Here is a 20,526-nt window from a genome sequence, read left to right as displayed (position 1 = left end):
ATACTTACATCACACTTTACAAAACCGAGAAAAAGCCAAATCGCTTTAGATCATCATTCAGTTGAGTTATAAATTGTGCGATAAGGAATAATTTCATCTTCATAATAAGGCATTTTACTTGCTTAATTGATATAGAAACAGTAAGGAAAAACTCGCAAAAATGAGTGTAAGAAACGGAAATAAACGATAAGATTTCTTTTCAGGCGCTATCTCAACCGGCTCAGTAATTTCTTCTAATGACACTGCTACGCTTGGAACTTCATCTAATAGGGCAAGCACCTCCTCCGACCAATTTGGCAACAGTCCATTTATCGATTCTTGATGTTCACGAAGGTAATGAATAATGCTGATTGCATCATTTCCGATTTCATTTGAAAGTACTGCTAGACTCTTCGGGATCGCTCGATTTAATGTGATTTCTACCTCTGCAACCGAAACTTTACCTGCTGCCAACCTTAACAGTAATGCATTTTTTACTTTTTCATTTTCTTCCATTAGGTCAAAAACAGAAGGTGTCAGCTTCTCTTTTAACTGATCAACAAGTTCTGGTTTCTGTAAAAAACGATGCAAAAAAATAGGATAAAATCTTGATAAAACATCATTTTTTTCATTTACTAGACATGTTTGATCATTGACAATAATAGAGGATACTTTTTGCTTAAGCAGCTCCATTGGGTGAATAGCCATATGATTTAGCTCCAATTATTTCAATTGTTTAATTCTCATTTTTTATAATTTTATGTAAAGCACATCTCATTTATTTTCTTACTTTAATCTAATTTTTTTATTTTTATCAGTTTTGTAAAATTTAAATACAATATCTACATCACACTTTACAAAGCAGAATAAGACTTGATCGCCTTATTCTGCTGTTTGCATATCATTTATGCGAAGGTCGTCATCACCTTACCTGTCAGCTGTTGACCAAGTAATGGCGTATTTTTACCTTGAGACAGGATGCTGTCTTTAGACACCGTCCACTGTAGTTCTGGATCAATCAAAACCCAACCGGCTTCTTGCAACCAACGATCCGTCATATTGGCCACTTGTGCTGGAATAGAGGTGACTTTCTCCACCCATTCCAAAGGTTCAAACACACCTTCTTGAATCAACTGCACACCTAAACCGACATAGGTATCAAAAGCAGCAATCCCTGGCTGTGTTTCAGCAAATGGAGCCATTTTCGCTGAGCTACTAAGGGGTTCATGATGGGTACAGATTGCATCAATCACGCCTTCTTTCACTCCTTGACGCAATAATGCCTTATCTTGCTCAGAACGTAACGGTGGGCGTACATGGGCAAGTGAGTTAAAACCATCGGTCAGTTGCTCAGTCAGATGTAACTGATGCATAGCAACATCGGCAGTGACAGGTAAACCTTTGGCTTTTGCTGCACGGATCAAATCAACCGAAGCACCACAAGACAACAGACCAAAGTGTGCTTTCACGCCAGTTGCTTCAATCATGATCAAGTATTTAGCAATCGCAACAGTTTCAGCAATCGCAGGAATCATGGGTAAACCTTGACGAGAAGCAATAAAGCCTTCGTGTGCACAGCCATCTTTGGCAATCTGTGGTTCTTCGGCATAGAACACGACCGTCAAGCCCAAACCTGCTGCATATTCCAGAGTACGAATGACCACATCATCATTTTCAAAGCTTGCATTCGCATTTGAAACCGCAGTACATCCACCCTTCTTCAATCCCGCCATATTGGCAGGTTGTTTGCCATTCAGACCTTGGGTTTGTGCACCAATAATTTGTAGATAAATGCCGCCATCCAATTGTGCTTTTTCAATCAAGCCATGAATTAAAGCGCCATTATCTTGAACAATTGGTTTTGAATCAGGTGGTGTTATCACATGCAAAATACCATTGGCACGCGCCGCTTTACCTTCTGACTTTAAGGTTCCATGCTGTTGTTGCCCTGGTTCACGTAGACGTGCACAAAGATCAACCATGGTTGGCATTAACCATTTGCCTTGGCCATCAATCGTTTCATCGACTTGATCTACTGCATCAACCAACTTACCGTTTTCGATATATACCGTTTTGACTTGATCAGTTTTTTGAATTGGATCGAGCACACGGACATTTTCAATTTTTACTATACTCATGTGATCTATCCTTTACAGCGCAATCGCTTCAATTAAACCTTGTTCTTGTAACTGCCCTTGCATCGCAAGTGCCAACACTGCCATACGAACTGCAATCCCATTGGTGACTTGCTTCAAAATAACAGATTGATCACCATCGGCAACGCTTGAATCAATTTCAACTCCACGGTTCATTGGCCCCGGATGCATCACGATGCAATCAGGCTTAGCCAATGCCAAACGCTCTTTGTTTAAGCCGTACATTTTATAGAATTCAGCTTGTGAAGATAATGCAGGTGAATCAATACGTTCATTTTGAATACGTAAGGCAATAATCACATCGCAGTCTTTTACGCCTTCATCCATTTTGTTAAACAGACGTACATGTTCGCCATATTTATCAAAGGCCACTGGCAATAAGGTATTTGGTGCAATCACACGAATGTCTTTACAACCCAATGTTTGCAATGCCGCTACATTTGAGCGTGCGACGCGTGAATGCTTGATATCACCAATAATCGCCACGGTTAAGTCTTCAAATGGCTTTTGGGTTTCGCGGCGAATGGTCAACATATCCAGCATGGCTTGGGTAGGATGCGCATGACGACCATCACCTGCATTGATAATCGCAACCTTAGGGCACACATCTTTGGCAATAAAATGTGCTGCACCAGAAGATGAATGACGCACCACGAAGATATCCGCTGCCATCGCTTCCAAATTCCAAAGCGTGTCACGTAGCGTTTCACCTTTAGAGGTACTTGAACGTGCAATATCAATATTTAAGACATTGGCAGACAAACGCTTTGCTGCAGCCTCAAACGTAGTACGGGTACGAGTGGAGTTTTCAAAGAAAAGATTCATCACCGTCAGTCCTTCAAGCAACGGACGATTGATCAAGTTATTATTTTCATCTAAAAAGCTTTGCGCTGTATCTAGAATCTTGGTTAAGGTTTCTTTAGAAAGACCTTCAATTGTTAAAAAGTGCTTGAGATTTCCTTGTTGATTGAGCTGGATCTGACTCAAAGTATGCAATGCCGCCAAGTGCATAAGAGATTCCTAACACGTTAAGTTAACGCATTATACAGACTTTGGATTTCATTCGCAGTTGAACTTTTCAGCACTTAAGTAAAAATATTTTAGATCTTTTCCATGATCTTATTTTTATTCAATATCAGAACATAGATTCTGAATATTGATCCAATACAAATACTCCAAAATAAAGATAAGGATGTAAGCATCATCTCTACATCCTTTTAATATTCTATTTTTTAATGACTTATAATTTACCTTAATGCACCAATATAGTGATGATGTACCTGTGCTTGATAAATTTCTTCATCGGTAACTTCCATGGAATAAGTTTCCAAAATCTCAGCTGGTTGTTTCTCCGTCGCAGTTTTTGTCTCCACCACCAATGGATTTGGCTCAGGATATAAATCAATCAATGGGCTTAAACGATGTACAAAACGTTCCAACTCTGGGTCCTGAGTTGTTAAGGCGATATCCAGCACATGCTTGGCATAATCTTTATTGTTAACGAGATACATTACATCGATCACACGACCACAGACACGTCTTAAACGGACATACATTTGAGTTGCAATCGTAAAAGCTTCAGCATTGACCAATACTTCGTTATTCATGCTTTCTTTCATAAAGTCCTCACATCATTGGGAGAAATATTTACTGATAATTCATCAAGAGAAAAGCAAAAGCTGTACCAACTATTAAAATAAAAAATAAAAATGCACTTGATCACATTTTTGAATCACCCAAACACAGATAAAATTATTCAAAAAATATCGATTAATGCAGAATAAAGCTGACAATCACACAAATATGCACCGACAGAGCAAGCAAAAATCAGTTAAAATATGCGATTGCTAAAAATGTTTTTGGAAATTTGAATGAATGCTAAACAACGTCTAACAGACTATTGGGTGACCTGTGCAGACGGGCTTGAAACCTTATTACAACAAGAGCTTGAAGATTTAGGCATTCAAAATATCCAACGTTTTGCTGGGCGTTTAGTGTTTAAAGGCACACTTGAAAATGCATATCGGGTTTGTATGTGGTCACGCCTTGCCTCTCGCGTGCTTTTACCGATTCATACCCATGAACTTGAACATACCCATGATGCACGTGATGTAGCTGAAGAACTCTATGAAGGCGCGATTAGCTTTGACTGGTCACTGATTTTTGCACCACAAAGTACCTTTGCAGTCCGCTTACATGTTGAACGTGAAATCAAGGTCAATACACAGTTCGCGACCCTACGAGTTAAAGATGGTGTAGTGGATTCCTTTATGGAAGCCGTTGGTAAGCGTCCGAGCATTGATATCAAGCAGCCTGAAATTACCCTATACGCTCTAGCAGGTAAAACTGAACATACTTATTGCTTAGACTTATCTGGTGATTCTTTACATAAGCGCGGCTACCGACGCTATATGACCGATGCACCCATTAAAGAAAACTTGGCAGCAGCGATTCTACAAAAAGCCCAATTATCAAAATACCAACCCGATATTATTCTTGACCCAATGTGTGGTTCAGGCACATTTATTATCGAATCTCTACTCATTTTAACAGACCGTGCACCAGGCTTAGTGCGTCGTTTTGGCTTTAATGGTTGGCATGGTCATGACCATGAACTTTGGTTAAGATTAAAAGCTGAAGCTGCTGAACGTCATGAAAAGGCTTTAGAACAGCCACTACCTAAATTCTATGCTTATGATGCTGATTGGGAAGCCGTAAAAGCAACGCGTCAAAACATCATTGCGGCTGGTTTCGAAAAATTACTCGATCAAATTCAGATTGAAGAACGTACCTTGGCCGATTGGGATAACTTCCATGCCGAAGGTAAAAAAGCATTTATCGTTACAAATCCTCCTTATGGCGAACGTTTAGGTGATAAAGCCTCTAGTCGTGCATTTTATCTAGGTTTATCTGGACTGTTACAAAAGAATTTCCCAAATCAGTCTGTGGCTGTCATTGCGGCACAAATTGAACAAGCAGATGTACTTGCTATTAACGATCCCCAAACCTTACGTTTAATGAATGGTAAATTACCAATTTATATCCGTTTTGGTACCGTTAAACCTGCAACAGTGACACAACCTTTCCTTGCCACTTGGCAGCCACAACAGTTTGAAAAAATTGAAGGTGCCGAAGACTTTACCAATCGCTTGCAAAAAAATATGCAAACATTGAAAAAATGGGCAGTCAAAGAAAATGTTTTCTGTTTACGTTTATATGATGCCGATTTGCCTGATTTTAACGTCGCAGTCGACTTATATGGCGATCGTTTGCATGTTCAAGAATACGCGCCACCAAAAACCATTGATCCAGAAAAAGCAAAAAAACGTTTTAACCTTGCTCTTGCTGCCATCCGTGCTGTGACCGGTTTAGGTCGTGATGCCATCTTTATTAAAACACGTGCAAAACAAGCGGGTGCAAACCAATACACGAAACAGAGTACTGCCTCTAAACGTTTTATCGTTCAGGAAGGCAAAGCACGTATCTTGGTGAATTTGACTGATTATTTGGATACAGGGTTATTCTTGGACCATCGTCAGATGCGTTTAAGAATTGCCAAAGAAGCGCGAGGTAAACACTTCTTAAATCTTTATAGCTACACTTCTACAGCAAGTCTACATGCCGCTTTAGGTGGTGCAGCAAGTACGACCAGTGTCGATTTATCCAATACTTACTTAAATTGGTCTAAAGAGAATTTTGTACTCAATGGTTTGACTGTCGATCATGCAGATGAACAGCACATGTTCTTTGCAAGTGATTGCTTTGAATGGCTAAAAGAAGGTCATGAGCAATATGACTTGATTTTCATTGACCCACCAACCTTCTCGAACTCAAAGAAGTTCTATGGAACTTTTGACGTACAGCGTGACCACGTTTCACTTCTTAAACGAGCTATGAATCGCTTAACCAGTGATGGAACCCTGTACTTCTCAAATAACTATCGTGGTTTTGAGTTAGATGAAGAAATTGAGGCGATGTATCAGGTTGAAGAGATCACCTCTGAAACGATTGGTCCAGATTTTAAACGGAATCAAAAAATTCATCGTGCTTGGAAAATTCAACACCCTGCTATTTAATCACTAGCTCGGCTTTTACGTCATCGTTATAAGTCACATGAACATTGCCTGACTCGAACTCATAAATCATGTAGCGATCAGGTGGCTGTTCATGTGGTTTGATGGTCGCAGCCCGCTTATCTCGATTATCAACAGCCAACACTTTCTTCTGCTCTTCATGAGGTGATAAAACGCCTCCTAAGATCGTACTGACACGAATATCACCCAAGTATTTATCACTCAAGATCCGTTGTGAACGCCAACGTTCTTCTTCAGGCTTTAAGGCATCTTGTTGCGCTTTAATGAGAATACTGGGAAGTGCATTATTCAGCATAGCAGTTTGTAAGGCGAGTGTCCCTTCACTCAATGGTTGTGCGGCATGCACCATTGAAGATAAGGCAGTCATCAACAAAATTACACAAGCATTTGTGCAATGATGTCTGTTCTTTTCCATTGCAATTCATCCTGAATTTTTTTCTTATTTGATCCGAAACTATCAAGTTTTTCACAAAGTCGCAATGTTATTGGTAATATTCCTGCAAAAATCTGACCAGTTGCACTGATACAAAAAAAGATGGTGATTTTCATCACCATCTTTTTAGCCAAACGTTCAAATTTCACTTAACTCAGTTTCATTTTATCAAAGACCAGATGACCACTTTCACCTTTGATTAAAATGTTATCCCCTGGCTGGAATTCCCCAGACAAGATTTTCTGAGCCAAGTTATTCTCCACTTGTTGCTGAATCGCACGTTTTAATGGACGTGCACCGTATACAGGGTCAAAACCAGCATCGATCAATAGATCAAAAGCGCTATCATCCACAGTTAAGCCCATATCACGATCGCTCAAGCGTGAACGTAAACGATCTAACTGAATATCCGCAATACCACGAATCTGTGCCTTTTGCAGTGAATGGAATACCACCAACTCATCAATACGGTTAATAAACTCTGGACGGAAATGCTGTGTAACCGCATTCATGACCACAGCACGAACCTCGTCATCGGTTGCGCCTTCACCTAGTTCACGCACATCTTGTGAACCAAGGTTCGAGGTCATCACAATCACCGTATTTTTAAAGTCGATCACACGACCTTGCGAGTCGGTTAAGCGCCCATCATCTAACACCTGTAGCAGGATGTTAAATACATCTGGATGCGCTTTTTCCACCTCATCAAATAACACCACACTGTAAGGTTTACGGCGTACAGCTTCAGTGAGCACACCACCTTCTTCATAACCAACATAGCCCGGAGGCGCACCGACCAAACGACTGACTGAGTGTTTTTCCATGAACTCAGACATATCAATACGGATCATGGCATCATCACTGTCAAACAAGAAGTTCGCCAATGCTTTGGTCAACTCGGTTTTACCCACACCTGTTGGTCCAAGGAATAAGAATGAGCCACTTGGACGATTCGGGTCAGACAAGCCCGCACGTGAACGACGGACCGCATTGGAAACAGCAACCACTGCTTCATCTTGTCCAACCACACGGTTATGCAAGAACTCTTCCATGTTCAGCAGTTTTTCACGTTCACCCTGCAACATTTTCGCCACTGGGATACCTGTTGCCGCACTGACCACTTCAGCAATTTCATTCTCAGTCACTTTGGTACGAATCAGTTTCGGCTCTTCATTTTCCTCAGCAACCTCGGCTTGTTCCAAGCGTTTCTGTAACTCTGGAATCACGCCATATTGCAAACGTGCAGCTTCCGCCAAATCACCTTCTCGTTTTGCTTTTTCTAAAGCAACACGTGCTTGATCCAGTTCAACTTGTGCTTTTTTATCACCTTCAACCAGCGTTTTTTCAGCTTTCCAGATCTCTTCTAGATCGTTGTACTCTTTTTGCTTTTCAGCAATTTGATGTTCAAGATGATTGACCTCGGCTTTACTGCCAGCATCTTCATCTTTTTTCACCGCTTCCAATTGCATTTTCAATTGGATTAATCGACGATCAAGTTTATCCAAAGCTTCAGGCTTCGAGTCGATTTCCATTTTGATCCGCGATGCCGCTTCATCAATCAGATCAATAGCCTTGTCAGGTAATTGACGATCCGTGATATAACGATGTGACATTTTCGCCGCAGCAATAATGGCTGAGTCTAAAATTTGCACCCCATGATGGGTTGCATATTTTTCTTTTAGACCACGTAAAATCGCAATAGTATCTTCTACACTCGGCTCATCAACGAGCACTTTTTGGAAACGGCGTTCAAGTGCAGCATCTTTCTCGATGTATTGACGATATTCATCCAATGTCGTTGCACCTACACAACGCAATTCACCACGCGCTAAAGCAGGTTTCAACATATTACCTGCATCCATCGCGCCATCACCCTTACCAGCACCGACGAGAGTATGTAACTCATCAATAAACAGGATGATCTCACCTTCATGTTTAGCAAGGTCTTTGAGAACCGCTTTTAAACGCTCTTCAAACTCACCACGATATTTTGCACCTGCAAGCAATGAGCCCAAGTCTAATGACAGTACACGCTTATTCTTCAAGCCTTCAGGCACTTCACCATTGACGATACGTTGTGCTAAACCTTCCACAATTGCTGTTTTACCTACCCCTGGTTCACCAATCAGGACAGGATTGTTTTTGGTACGACGTGATAAAACCTGAATGGTACGACGAATTTCATCATCACGACCAATCACAGGATCGAGCTTGCCCGCTAAAGCACGCTCAGTTAAGTCAATGGTATATTTATTGAGTGAGTCACGTTGATCTTCGTGATTATTGCTCATAACTTTGTCATTTCCTCGAATATTTTCAATTACTTTGCGTAAGCTTTCTGGTGTTACACCAACACTATTTAAAATGCTTTTGGTTTCACCTGTTTCTGTCAGCCCCAACAACACCCAATCGGTTGATAAAAATTCATCACCTGCTTTTTGTGCATAGCGGTCAGCTAAATTCAGTGCCTTTACCGCTTCAGGATTCAAATTGATATCACCAGTAGGATTCGCCAACGTTGGTGCATTCTCTAACGCTTGTTCAAGTTTTTGCTTTAACTCTGGTAAACGTGCGCCCGCTTGTTGCAATAAACTCAGATTGGCAGGTTCTTTCAAAAGAGTCGACAAAATATGAATCCCTGCAATCGCAGTATGATCCTGACCCATTGCCAATGATTGCGCGTCTGAGAGTGCTTGCTGTAAACGGTTTGTAAATTTTTCAAATCGCATTCTTGTTATTCCTCACAACAAATTCTTAACTTATCACTTAGATGGGAACGCTTTTTAAAATTTCAAATAAAATTTATATATTTTTCAATATTTTATAAAAATTTAAAGAAATAAAACTCAGTATTAATATGGGTGTATAAACGATCCATTTCAAGTATATTTTGTATAATTTTTCTGTCTATTCGGTTTTGCACAAAATCCTTATTGTGATTTTAAGGTGAACCTTTTAGTTTAACCCTTTGCTTCAATTAAAAATGCCCATCATGTCTCTAAAAACAATTTTGCTCAGTGTTGCTTCCCTGCTTCCACTTCATGCTACTTTTGCACAACTACCACAGGACTCAAGACGTGCTGGTGGTGTTGCTGTGATCCCGCTTCCAGCAAACACCACACAAGTTTTTTATGAACAAAAACCCGTCTTGATTACACAACAAGGGACACAACGCTATGCCGTGTTTGGCATTCCACTTTCCGCTCCCTTAGGTGGCTTGACCTTAACAAGCAATACCACACCAATTCAAATCGAAGTAAAGCCTTATCAATATGCCGAACAACGTTTAACGGTTAAAAACCAAGACTATGTCAATCCCACTCAAGATCAACTCGACCGTTATGCTCAAGAAGCAAAAGAGCAAAATGATATTTATAGCTCTTTTTCCCAAAGCCACTGGACCCAGTTTCCTAACTTTATTCGACCTACGGCAGGTAAATTTAGTAATTCATTTGGCAGAAAACGCTTTTTCAATGGCGAAGAACGAGCTCCTCACTCCGGTTTAGACATTCCTGCGCCTGTTGGACAAAAAGTAGTAGCGCCTGCTGATGGGGTCGTCGTACAAACAGGAAACTATTTCTTTAATGGCAATACTGTACTGATTGATCATGGCCAAGGCTTAATCAGTATGTTCTGTCATTTGAGTAAAATTAATGTCGTAAAGGGACAGCAGATTCATCAGGGTGAAACACTGGGATTGGTTGGTAAAACCGGTCGAGTCACTGGACCACATTTACACTGGGGAATGAGCCTGAATAATGCGCGAGTAGACCCACAATTATTTATAAAATAAAAAGAAAAGCTTATAAAGAAAAGTGATCTATAAAAATAGATCACTTTTTAGAAAAACTTAATAATTTATTGTTTAAGCAGCTTCAACAATTTCAAAATCATGAGTAATTTCAACACCGCCATCTGAAAGCATTTTACTGGCTGAACAATATTTTTCTGCAGAGAGTTCAACAGCTTTTTCAACTTGCTTACTTTTCACGGCTTTACCTGTCACTACGAAATGCAAATGGATTTTAGTGAACACCGCAGGAATGGAGTCTGCTCTTTCTGCTTTGAGGTGACATACAACATCCGTCACATCTTGGCGAGATTTCTTTAAAATGGTCACAATATCAAACGAAGCACACCCACCAAGTCCCATTAAAATCAATTCCATAGGACGTGGACCACGGTTTTCACCCCCATATTCAGCAGAACCATCCATCACCAAAGTGTGGCCACTTTCTGATTTTGCCTCAAAAGCAACATTCTCTAACCAATGTACACTTGTTTGCATTGCAACTACCCGAAAAACGTTATAAATTTACTCTGTTCTTGTACACTAACATAAAATGAGTTGATAAGGAATTTCATCTCTTCTGTGTAGAAAAGGCTCTACCAAGGGCCTGTGCGATCGGTTTTATCCAAATTCGGAAATTTTAAGCATGACTTCAAATTTTTCACAACTTAGCACTGATGCTTTATCTCCAGGTCAACTACCTGAATCAGTTAAAGCTTTGCTAAAACGTGCTCATATTAATAGATACCCTAAACGCACCACGATTGTTGACGCTGGAACGGAATCAAAATCACTGTATTTAATATTAAAAGGTTCAGTGTCAATTATCTTACGTGAAGATGACGAACGTGAAATTGTAGTTGCCTACCTAAACCCAGGCGATTTTTTTGGTGAAATGGGGCTTTTTGAAAAGAACCCTCAACGTACTGCAGAAGTACGTACACGAGATGTCTGTGAAATTGCAGAAATCTCTTACGACAATTTCCACGAGTTAAGTAAACAATACCCAGATCTAAGTTACGCTGTGTTTGCTCAACTGGTCCGTCGTCTTAAAAATACTACACGTAAAGTCACTGATCTAGCCTTCATTGATGTGTCAGGTCGTATTGCGCGTTGTTTAATTGACTTATCGGCTCTACCTGAAGCAATGATTTTGCCAAATGGTCGTCAGATTCGTATCACTCGCCAAGAGATTGGTCGTATCGTGGGTTGCTCTCGCGAAATGGTTGGACGTGTCCTCAAGACACTTGAAGATCAAGGTATGATTCAAACTGATGGTAAAGCAATCTTAATTTTTAATGCTTCTTTAGAAGAAAATAATTTTACAGAAGAAGAATACGATGACGAAGACTAATTTGATCTAAGATCGAATTAACTCTTAAACAAAGCCAGTGCTCGTCACTGGCTTTCATTTTTTAACAAAGAATAAGCCTTACTGATTACATAATTACAATGATTATAGAGATATTCAGAATATTAACTGCTGCCAACATTTTCTATAATCCACCCTAATCAAGACTATATTCATAAGATACTGATTTGGAGAGAATAAGTATGAAGAAATTAGCTTTAAGCCTTTGTGCCATGACCGTAATGACAATTTCTGGCTGCGCATCTTTCGCGGACATGGCTGGCGCAGATAGCGCAACTTTAAATGCTCAATCTGCACAGAGCTTCGCAAAAATGACGCAAGAAGCACGTGCTAAGAACCAACTGGATAGTAGTTCAAGTACTTATCAGCGTATCAATACTGTATTTAATCGCTTAAAACCGTATGCTGATCAAATGAACCAGACTGGTCAACGTTTTCAATGGCAACTTGCAGTACTCAAATCGGATACTGTTAATGCCTATGTAGCACCAGGTGGTAAAGTTGTTTTCTATACAGGGATTGTGAACAAGCTTAATTTAACCAATGATGAAATTGCTGCGGTAATGGGCCATGAAATGACCCATGCGCTCGAAGAACATGCCAAAAGTAAAATTGGTGCTCAAGCTTTAACAAATCTTGCGATTGGCATTGGTAAATCGTATGCAGGTAGCAGCATAGGTGATCTAGGCAGCGCAGCAATCGATTTAGGCAGTCAAGTGGGGATCGGCTTACCATACTCACGTAATTTAGAGAGCCGTGCCGATTATGGTGGTTTAATGCTCATGGCGAAAGCAGGCTATAACCCGAATGCAGCAATCAGTCTATGGGAAAAAATGAATCGTTTAGATGGCGCTGGTGGTGGTTCATTCTTATCAACTCACCCATCAAATACTCAACGTATTGGTGATATGCGTAAAAACTTACCAGCTGCTTTGGCTGTTTATAACCAACGCCGTTAATCAACAGCCCCTTAAATTCTTAAGTTCGGATTTAAGGGGTTTTTCGTATCAACTCATTTATTACTGAATCAAGCTCACATTAATCGCAAGTGCAACATATGCGTTGCGATGGTATGACGGATATGATCAGGTCGAGCATGAAAATAACGCTCACTTAAACCATCACCTGATAAATCCTCAGTAACGATATACCCCATTTGTTCTACTGCCTGATGCAGTGTCTTTGGTCTAAATTGCCCTTTTAAGGGTTCTTTTAAAAACCGAGTAAATTGCGACACAAACAAGGTGCCTAAACGCTCTATGCCCTCCAACTCACGATAGTCAACCGAGTAGTCCAAGACCACCTCGCTCCCCTGTGTGGCAATCTGTGCAATACTTGCCAAAGTATTTAAGGTCGTTGCTGGTTCTAGATAATGGGTTGTCCCCAACCATGAAAAAAAAGCCACCTGATCTTGCTGAAAAGAACTTCGAGCTAGAGCATCTGCGATCGATTCTTTTTCAAAATCAATCGCAACAAATTCAACATTCGCTGGAAGCGGGCCATATTGGCGTAGTTTACGTTGTTTTGCTGCTTGGGTATCTGGATGATCCACTTCATAAATCTTCAGCTGTGGATACTGCTGTGATTGTCGCAGGGTAAATGAATCTAATCCCGCCCCGACCAATACATATTGTACTACGCCCCGCTCAATCGCTGCCTGGAGCTGATCTTCGGCGTAGCGTGAACGCCCAACCACCTGTCCAGTCAATAAGCCAAAAGTACGGTTAAACACCGATGAATTCATCACTTTCACAGTTAACGAAGTGGTTAACAGTTTCTTCCAGCCCGTACTGGTTAACTCAAAAGCAAAAGGGTCGGAAAAGACTGGATTTTCAGCATTTTGAAAATGATTGGCACGTAATGCTGCAGCTGCTTCAGCCGTACGACTCGATTGTCCTTCTTTCATTTTGATTCCCCATTTTTATTACTATCTTGCAAAAAATAAGCAGCAAATTCCATCGCTAGACAAAATTTACTGCTTATTAATGACCAAATTAAAAATTATTTAGTTTTTTCAGTTTGATACGTCACTTGATAATCATTTAAGTCCATACGTTTCAAACGTTGCTTTAACTTTTTCAATGACCACGGCCATGCAGCAAAGTTACGGCCATTGGCATCTAAGTAGTAACTCTTACATCCACCGGCATTAAACACGGTAGTTTTAAGATGTTTTTGCACGAGCTCATTATGATGCTTGATCACTTCAGGCTTGATGTTCAGCTTGGCGATGCCTTTGTCTCTAATTTTGAGTAGACCATCCACAATATAATCGAGCTGTGCTTCAGCCAAACCAATGAAGGAGTCATACACCAAGACATTTGGTCCTAAAACCAAGAAAGCATTCGGGACATTTTCAATGCTGGTACCCAAATAAGCTTCTGGTGAACTACTTTTCCAAAGATCATTCAGACATTCACCTTTCTCATTTGAGACACGTTTACCAATCGGTGGATGCGATACTTCGAAGCCTGTTCCCCAAATAATCACATCGACTTCATGACGTTCACCATTCGCAGACACCACAGTATTACCTTCTACTTTCACCAATCCATGTGGAATCAGTTTGGTATTCGGCTGCTGTAAGGCTGGATAGTAGTTGTTAGCGAATAAAAGACGTTTACAACCAATAGTAAAGTTCGGAGTTACGTTTTTACGTAATTCAGGATCTTCAATTTGGAAACGTAAAATCAATTTCGCCAACTCTCCAACAGGCTTGAGTACTGCTGGGTTACGTAAACCAAAATTGATCGCATTTAAAGACTGAGCAACCGTTTGACGCCATGTCTTTTGAATCAATGGGAATTTTTCAATCAAGGCTTTACTAACATCACCTAAATCAGTGTCGGGCTTTGGTACCACCCAAGGAGCTGTACGTTGATAGACATACAATTCTTTCGCCAAAGGCTGAATCTGAGGAACAAACTGAATCGCAGAAGCTCCTGTTCCAATCACAGCAATACGCTTGCCAGTTAGATCGTAATCATGGTTCCATTTCGCAGAATGGAACATTTCACCTTTAAAGGTTTCCAACCCTTCAAGTTTTGGAATTTGCGCCTCGGTAATTGGACCCGTTGCAAAAACCACAGTTCTGGATAAGTTTTGACCTTTATTGGTATCAATCACCCATAGATTACGCTCTTTATCCCATGCTGCATTCAATAGCTCTGTACCAAATTCAATTTTTGAGCTGACATTAAAGTTTTCGCTCACTTCTTCTAAATAGCTCAGAATCTCTGGCTGACGAGCAAACAAATGACTCCATTTTGCGCTTGGCGCAAATGAATATGAATACAACGCCGATGGTACATCACAGCCACAACCTGGGTAGGTATTTTCGCGCCAAGTTCCCCCTACGCGTGCCGCTTTCTCAATGATCTTGTAGTTGCTATAACCTACTTGATCAAGACGAATTGCAGTTGCGATACCCGAAATCCCCGCGCCTACGATAAAACTATCATAGATGTGTTGTGGTAAAGCCTTTCCTTCAGCTGAGTTTAATTTTTTTGCTTGAGCTGTCATTTAAAAATATCCTTTATTCATACAACTGAAATAAGCCTGTCGCTAACCGAGTTTCGTCTTATCTCAGTATTTAAAATCTTTTATCCGAGGCAATTACTTCATAAATCGGTACGATGTGCCTAAGAATTTTGCATACAAATTCGGTGCAGTACGTTTCATTAACCAAAACAACTTGGCATCGATTTGTGGAATGGTATAAAGCTCACCTTTATCCAAACGATCCAAGGTCAGTTTGGCCACCTTGTCACTGGTGGTAAAAGCCAAATTAGTTAAGGCATAATCTAAAAGCCCTTTATGCGGGACTTTGCCATTTTTAATGATATTGGTCGGTACTAAGGTTGGACAAAGCACATTGACCTTGATATTCGATTTTCGCAGTTCAGCCGAAAGTGTTTCTGACAAGGCACGAACACCTGCTTTAGAGACGTTATAGACGGTCATTTCTGGTGCGGCAGTATAAGATGCAGCGGAAGCCACATTAATAATTGCACCATGTCCAAGTTGTTTAAACTTCGGTACAAAAGCACGGCAGCCGTGGATCACACCCCATAAATTAATATTCATGCACCAATGCCAATCTTCAGAAGACATTTCATCAAACTTGCCTCCTAGACCAATCCCTGCATTATTAATCACTAATGTGACTGGATTCTGCATCAATTGTTGGGCCTGCTCAGCCAACTGATTGACTTGCTCTTCTTTGGCCACATCACATTGCACAGCAAAGGCTTTGGCTCCAAGGGCCTCAACTAAACTGACTGTTTCTTTTGCTGCATCAAGGTTAATGTCCGAACACACCACTGTGCCGCCACGTTTTGCCAGTTCAAGTGCAAAACTACGACCAATCCCACTTCCTGCACCAGTCACCACAGCAAATGCTTTTTGGCTTGGCTTAGTTTTCTTCCCGAATAATTTCATCTTTGTTTTCCAATCTTTTCGTATGGATATGGACCAAGTTATGCAGTCGCTGCACGTACAGGTGGTACAAACTCTTTAAGGAAATAAGGGCTTAATAAACCAGTTTCAGGGTTTAATAAACGTTCTTTGTAATACGCCATATACGCGGTGGTATCATGGTCATTGGGATGAAAACTTGGACGTAAATATTCAAGAATGTGCATAAAGCTACTTCCAAATACGCCACGCTCGCTACCGAACAGTAAAGCTGTGCTTTCCACAATATCTTTCATATAACGAGGATTAATCAGGTTACTTGGCTTACGGACAAACGGCATTAGATAACCACCCAATGACACACCACCTAGGATGGTTAAGCTTGCCAACAAGAAACCTGTAATTCTGAGCCAATAATTACCGGATAGCTCAAGAAAGACATCGTACGCAATATCTTTATGCTCAGACTCTTCCAACATGTGCCACATCCACATGGCACGCTGTCTTTCATCTTGAGAACCCAACAGGTATTCTTCGTGCTGCATCATGAATTCGGCAAGTACAGCGGTATAATGTTCAATGCCTGCCATCAATGAAAGCTGTAACGATTGTGGAAGTTTATAGATGCCATATTCGAAAACTTTCCCTGCAATAGCACGCAGCAACTCAACTGGATAACCATTTTCTTTCAAGACTTCATCATTAAACTGATTGTGGATTTTTGAATGAATCGCTTCTTGTCCAATCAGAGATGTGAGTCGTTGTTTTAAAATCGGATCTTCAATAAAGTCACGATGATGACGTGCAGTATCAATTACTACATCTTCACCAAAAGTGAGAAAGATGGATAAAGCATGAAAATAAGAGGTTGCAAGCTCTTTATTTAAAAAGAATCTTTCATCCAATTCTGCTGGGTTGAATTTGAAATCAAAATGGCGAATTGGAATCGGTGACTTATTCGCAAGATTTTGAATAATGCCCTGATATTTGGTACTGAGTTTGTCTGAGAAGACATTTCGAAGAACTTGAGCGACCATATCTTGATCCCCTAAAACTGCATTACAACTTAAAAGGCTTAGCCAATTTGTATATCTCTACATACAGCGACTGGATAAGATTGCTTGGTTGCATAGTGCATGACGACAATATAGGCAACAAGAACCAAACTGCTCATCGCACGCTGAGCTTTTTTGCCAATTCAGCGCGCAATGGCATGCATACTGTGCATACTTAATTCAGCATTAAGCAGCTTGTACCTTTGGTGTAAATTCCTTCACAAAGAATGGATGCAATGCACCACCCTCGGATAAAAGTTTCTTTTCGTAATATTCAAAATAAGCTGTTGCATCATGATCATTTGGATGGAAGTCAGTCCGTAAATAATCAAAAATACGGCCTTGCGTACTTCCAAAAACACCATCTTTCGGACTAAAGATGAGCTTGACACCACGTCGTGCATCTTTCCAGAATTTCGAAGTCAACATTTCTTGTGGCTTACGTAAAATAGGTACCATGGTTGCCGAAAACGGGATCAATCCAAGAATAGTGAAATAAGCCAAGAAGAAGCCTGAAATACGTAAGGCATAGTTTCCATTCAGTGTTTGATAGACATCATAGGCAACATCTTTATGCTCTGATTCTTCAAGCATATGCCACATCCATAATGCACGTGTTTTCGCATCATCAGAGAAATAGAAATTCTGCTCATGCGCCATCATGTACTCTGCCAGTACAGCAGTAAAATGCTCAATCCCAGCCATTAATGACAGCTTCAAAGGTTGAGGGAATTTCAAGAAAATGTGATCAAAAAATTGTTCACCCAAGAAACGATAGAGTCTTACTGGATAATCCAGTTCAACAATTGCATCATTAAACTCATTATGTAGTTTGGAGTGAATTGCTTCCTGACCAATTAATGAAGTCACACGCTGTCTTAAGATCGGGTCTTTCAATTGATCACGGTGGTGACGTGCTGTTTCAATCACCAAGTCTTCGCCATAAGTTAAAAATACTGACAGGGTCGCGAAGAAAATCGTAGCGAATTGATTATTCATATAGAATGAGAGATCAACTTGTTTCCCTTCAAATCCGATGGCCAAGTGACGAATTGGAATACTTTTTTTACTCGCAAAATCAATTTGCTCAGTTATTGGGTTAGATTTAAATAAACTTAAACCTTTCTTTAATGTGCTGCTAATCATGGCTACACCTACCTACTTCACTTGAGCGTCATTTGCCCTTTGACATGCGTTGCATCGGGTTCATCTCTTTTCATCCTTCTCCTCATTTGAGAAGTCTGAAAAAATATTCGGGAGATTTTTTTGAACCTGATCCTAATATGAAATTACTTTAAACCGATCTTATGTTCGGATTCAATTCGGGTAATTTTCGACGTTTTAACAGGTAGATTTTTCATAAAAGTTGTTCGTTGTTCATTTTTTAAAATAGAAATAAGTAAAACTTAATTTTAACTTTTATATTGAATATCAAATAGATAATTAAAATTAAAAACAAAGATTATTGATGTAAATCCGTATCTGTCTTTAAGAAGACAGATTTTATTACAGATAAAATATAAATATTAAAATGTATGTAATTTTATTTGTTCGGATTAATTTACTCTGACTTCCCCTGCTTTCAACCGCATGTTAATCTGAAGTTATGTTCGGATTTTAATAATAAGATTTTATGGCAACTCGTAAACCACGTCAGTCACGTTCTAAAGTCACAGTAGATACCATTATTGAAGCAGGCTTTATTGCAGTAGCAACCAATGGTACCAGCGGCACCACCACGCGGCATATTGCTGATATTGCAGGTGTCAGCGTTGGCTCGTTGTACGAATATTTTAAGAACAAAGAAGAAATTTATGATGCGATGGCCAGAACTTTTGTCAAAGAAGTCTTGGATATGGTGAAAGAACTCACACCGATCATGATTGAGCAGGAACTCGAACCTTTATTTGAAATGATCTTCTATACCTTCCGTGATCTGCTGACACGCGATGATGACCGCTATCTGATCTGCCTACGCTATGCGACAGAACTCAAATATGAAAAATATATCGGTCAAATTGAGATGGCACTGATGGAAGTCTTGATGAAGTATATGATTCGCCACCCTCGTTACCTAAAGGTCAATAATCTTAGCGTGACAGCTTATATCAGTATTAATAGTAGTATTTTCAATGTCGCTCGTCATTTGATCTTACCCAATCCACAAATTAGCTTTGATGAAATGGTCAAAGGTTTAAGTACCATGATTATTAGTTATATCGAAGCAGAATTGGCAAAAGCAGGAAATTAAAAGCCAGCTTTCGCTGGCTCAGTTTAACTTTAGAATGGTCTTGCACCCGCCAAACTAACACGTTTCAATAAACGACGTTGCTCGGCTGGAAAGGCTGTGCGCGAATGTAAGGTCAGTTGGTTATCCCAATAGACAATATCCCCAATTTCCCACTGATGTTCATAACGATATTGAGGTTGCACAATATGGGCTCTTAAGCGGTCGATCAATGCAGCACCCTTTTGATCGTCATAGCCTACGACTTCCACTTCGGTTTGCGCATCCAGATAGATACCACGACGACCACTTTCAGAATGGGTACGAACTAATGGATGCGGGAATGCAGCGCCTAATATCGGTTGATCAGAAAAGCGATATTTTGGAATTGGGCTTTTATCCTTTAAGCGTAAAAATGGATTATACGTAATCAGTTGCAGCCCTTCGATCTCATCTTTGGTTTCCTGATCTAGGTCTTCATAGGCCTGAACAGTATTATCCCAACTGGTCGCGCCTCCATCTTTTGGAAGTTCAATTGCGTAAAGCAAGGATCCACTAGAAGGCTGCGGTGTCCAGTGATGGTCACTATGCGGGGTGAGTTCGCCATGACCGGTATAATCGCCTTCTCCAACCGCATTGGATACCGGCACGATATCAGGTGGTGCATTGGTATCGTTGCGCGTTGCCAATACAGGTACATCTGTTGGTGGACGGAAAATTCCGCCAAAGTAACTGGCAAAAGCAAGTAAGTCATTGTCTTGCAAGTCTTGCGCCTTGATAACCAGAATTAAATGTTCATGTAATGCCTTTTTCAGCTTGAGAATCACTTCCCCGCTTTGTGGTTTGCTGGCATCTAAACCAGTTACAATCGCTCCCAATGCGCCTTCGATTGGTGTGATTTGTACGGTATCTAAACTATGTTTCTTGTATTCATGCCAACGCGGTGCATTTTCGATCGCGGCTGAAAGCTGTGTGAGTACGGTCATTTTCTTTCCTATAGATCA

The 20,526-nt window shown here is 40.4% G+C and carries 19 protein-coding genes; 5 read left to right on the top strand and 14 right to left on the bottom strand.

All coding sequences use genetic code 11. From position 1 onward, the window contains the following. Positions 1 to 114 precede the first annotated feature (114 nt). From WA352_RS15390 to WA352_RS15375, 4 genes are all read right to left on the bottom strand, one after another. The gene (locus tag WA352_RS15390; RefSeq protein ID WP_004806349.1) at positions 115 to 687 is read right to left on the bottom strand and encodes a hypothetical protein; all 573 of its coding nucleotides are present in this window, start codon (positions 685 to 687) and stop codon (positions 115 to 117) included. Positions 688 to 884: 197 nt separating this feature from the next. Further along, complete coding sequence (locus tag WA352_RS15385) at positions 885 to 2,117, bottom strand: dihydroorotase (protein WP_033134031.1); 1,233 nt, start codon at positions 2,115 to 2,117, stop codon at positions 885 to 887. A 12-nt stretch (positions 2,118 to 2,129) separates the two neighbouring features. After that, positions 2,130 to 3,146, bottom strand: a complete 1,017-nt coding sequence (locus WA352_RS15380) for an aspartate carbamoyltransferase catalytic subunit (RefSeq protein ID WP_033134032.1) — start codon at positions 3,144 to 3,146, stop codon at positions 2,130 to 2,132. Between the two features lie 236 nt (positions 3,147 to 3,382). After that, positions 3,383 to 3,754, bottom strand: a complete 372-nt coding sequence (locus WA352_RS15375) for a hypothetical protein (RefSeq protein ID WP_004806346.1) — start codon at positions 3,752 to 3,754, stop codon at positions 3,383 to 3,385. Positions 3,755 to 4,006: 252 nt separating this feature from the next. Here WA352_RS15375 and rlmKL point away from each other — a divergent pair, with 252 nt between their 5' ends. Continuing rightward, positions 4,007 to 6,211 carry a bifunctional 23S rRNA (guanine(2069)-N(7))-methyltransferase RlmK/23S rRNA (guanine(2445)-N(2))-methyltransferase RlmL gene (gene rlmKL / locus WA352_RS15370; protein WP_005204447.1) on the top strand — a complete coding sequence of 735 codons (2,205 nt, stop codon included), beginning with the start codon at positions 4,007 to 4,009 and terminating at the stop codon, positions 6,209 to 6,211. Here rlmKL and WA352_RS15365 read toward each other — a convergent pair. Genes WA352_RS15365 through clpB form a run of 3 tightly spaced genes read right to left on the bottom strand, consistent with a single transcriptional unit; the run spans position 6,204 to position 9,391 of the window. After that, positions 6,204 to 6,644, bottom strand: a complete 441-nt coding sequence (locus WA352_RS15365) for a hypothetical protein (protein ID WP_004806342.1) — start codon at positions 6,642 to 6,644, stop codon at positions 6,204 to 6,206. The two genes, rlmKL and WA352_RS15365, sit on opposite strands and share 8 nt — an antisense overlap. After that, on the bottom strand, positions 6,605 to 6,811 hold the full coding sequence (locus WA352_RS15360) for a hypothetical protein (protein ID WP_033134033.1): 207 nt from the start codon (positions 6,809 to 6,811) through the stop codon (positions 6,605 to 6,607). Before WA352_RS15360 ends, WA352_RS15365 begins: the two co-directional genes overlap by 40 nt. After that, the gene (gene clpB / locus WA352_RS15355) at positions 6,812 to 9,391 is read right to left on the bottom strand and encodes an ATP-dependent chaperone ClpB (RefSeq protein ID WP_004806339.1); all 2,580 of its coding nucleotides are present in this window, start codon (positions 9,389 to 9,391) and stop codon (positions 6,812 to 6,814) included. It lies immediately after the preceding gene. A gap of 263 nt (positions 9,392 to 9,654) precedes the next feature. On the opposite strand from clpB, the gene WA352_RS15350 reads away from it, so the two are divergent. Next, positions 9,655 to 10,455: a M23 family metallopeptidase gene (locus tag WA352_RS15350; protein WP_033134068.1), complete on the top strand. Its 801-nt coding sequence runs from the start codon at positions 9,655 to 9,657 to the stop codon at positions 10,453 to 10,455. 72 nt (positions 10,456 to 10,527) lie between these two features. On the opposite strand, the gene WA352_RS15345 is transcribed toward WA352_RS15350, so the two are convergent. Then, positions 10,528 to 10,950, bottom strand: coding sequence for an OsmC family protein (locus tag WA352_RS15345; protein ID WP_005313099.1), 423 nt, complete (start codon positions 10,948 to 10,950; stop codon positions 10,528 to 10,530). Between the two features lie 148 nt (positions 10,951 to 11,098). Here WA352_RS15345 and crp point away from each other — a divergent pair, with 148 nt between their 5' ends. Together crp and WA352_RS15335 are read left to right on the top strand one after the other, a co-directional pair. Then, on the top strand, positions 11,099 to 11,806 hold the full coding sequence (gene crp / locus WA352_RS15340; protein WP_033134034.1) for a cAMP-activated global transcriptional regulator CRP: 708 nt from the start codon (positions 11,099 to 11,101) through the stop codon (positions 11,804 to 11,806). Between the two features lie 200 nt (positions 11,807 to 12,006). Continuing rightward, positions 12,007 to 12,783, top strand: coding sequence for a M48 family metallopeptidase (locus WA352_RS15335; RefSeq protein ID WP_004806331.1), 777 nt, complete (start codon positions 12,007 to 12,009; stop codon positions 12,781 to 12,783). 74 nt (positions 12,784 to 12,857) lie between these two features. Here the strand turns inward: WA352_RS15335 and WA352_RS15330 are convergent, their stop codons facing one another. The 5 genes from WA352_RS15330 to WA352_RS15310 form a co-directional block, all read right to left on the bottom strand. Continuing rightward, positions 12,858 to 13,730 (bottom strand): class I SAM-dependent methyltransferase, encoded by an 873-nt coding sequence (locus tag WA352_RS15330; RefSeq protein WP_033134035.1) that lies wholly within the window; start codon positions 13,728 to 13,730, stop codon positions 12,858 to 12,860. Positions 13,731 to 13,825: 95 nt separating this feature from the next. After that, positions 13,826 to 15,346 carry a flavin-containing monooxygenase gene (locus WA352_RS15325; RefSeq protein ID WP_033134036.1) on the bottom strand — a complete coding sequence of 507 codons (1,521 nt, stop codon included), beginning with the start codon at positions 15,344 to 15,346 and terminating at the stop codon, positions 13,826 to 13,828. Between the two features lie 93 nt (positions 15,347 to 15,439). Further along, the gene (locus WA352_RS15320; protein ID WP_004806324.1) at positions 15,440 to 16,264 is read right to left on the bottom strand and encodes an SDR family NAD(P)-dependent oxidoreductase; all 825 of its coding nucleotides are present in this window, start codon (positions 16,262 to 16,264) and stop codon (positions 15,440 to 15,442) included. A 38-nt stretch (positions 16,265 to 16,302) separates the two neighbouring features. Further along, complete coding sequence (locus tag WA352_RS15315; protein ID WP_004806323.1) at positions 16,303 to 17,277, bottom strand: metal-dependent hydrolase; 975 nt, start codon at positions 17,275 to 17,277, stop codon at positions 16,303 to 16,305. Positions 17,278 to 17,481: 204 nt separating this feature from the next. Then, entirely contained in the window at positions 17,482 to 18,441 is a 960-nt protein-coding gene (locus tag WA352_RS15310; protein WP_005187540.1) for a metal-dependent hydrolase, read from the bottom strand. A gap of 487 nt (positions 18,442 to 18,928) precedes the next feature. On the opposite strand from WA352_RS15310, the gene WA352_RS15305 reads away from it, so the two are divergent. Further along, positions 18,929 to 19,546, top strand: a complete 618-nt coding sequence (locus WA352_RS15305; RefSeq protein WP_004806319.1) for a TetR/AcrR family transcriptional regulator — start codon at positions 18,929 to 18,931, stop codon at positions 19,544 to 19,546. A 29-nt stretch (positions 19,547 to 19,575) separates the two neighbouring features. Here WA352_RS15305 and WA352_RS15300 read toward each other — a convergent pair whose 3' ends face one another. Further along, a complete protein-coding gene (locus tag WA352_RS15300; protein WP_336143096.1) occupies positions 19,576 to 20,508 on the bottom strand; it encodes a TauD/TfdA dioxygenase family protein in 933 nt (310 codons plus the stop codon). Positions 20,509 to 20,526: the final 18 nt, after the last annotated feature.

Source organism: Acinetobacter sp. 102, from assembly GCF_037028485.1.
GTDB classification, from domain to species: Bacteria; Pseudomonadota; Gammaproteobacteria; order Pseudomonadales; family Moraxellaceae; genus Acinetobacter; species Acinetobacter higginsii.
Note: the sequence above shows the minus strand (reverse complement) of the source record. Positions and strands in the feature narration are given on the sequence as shown.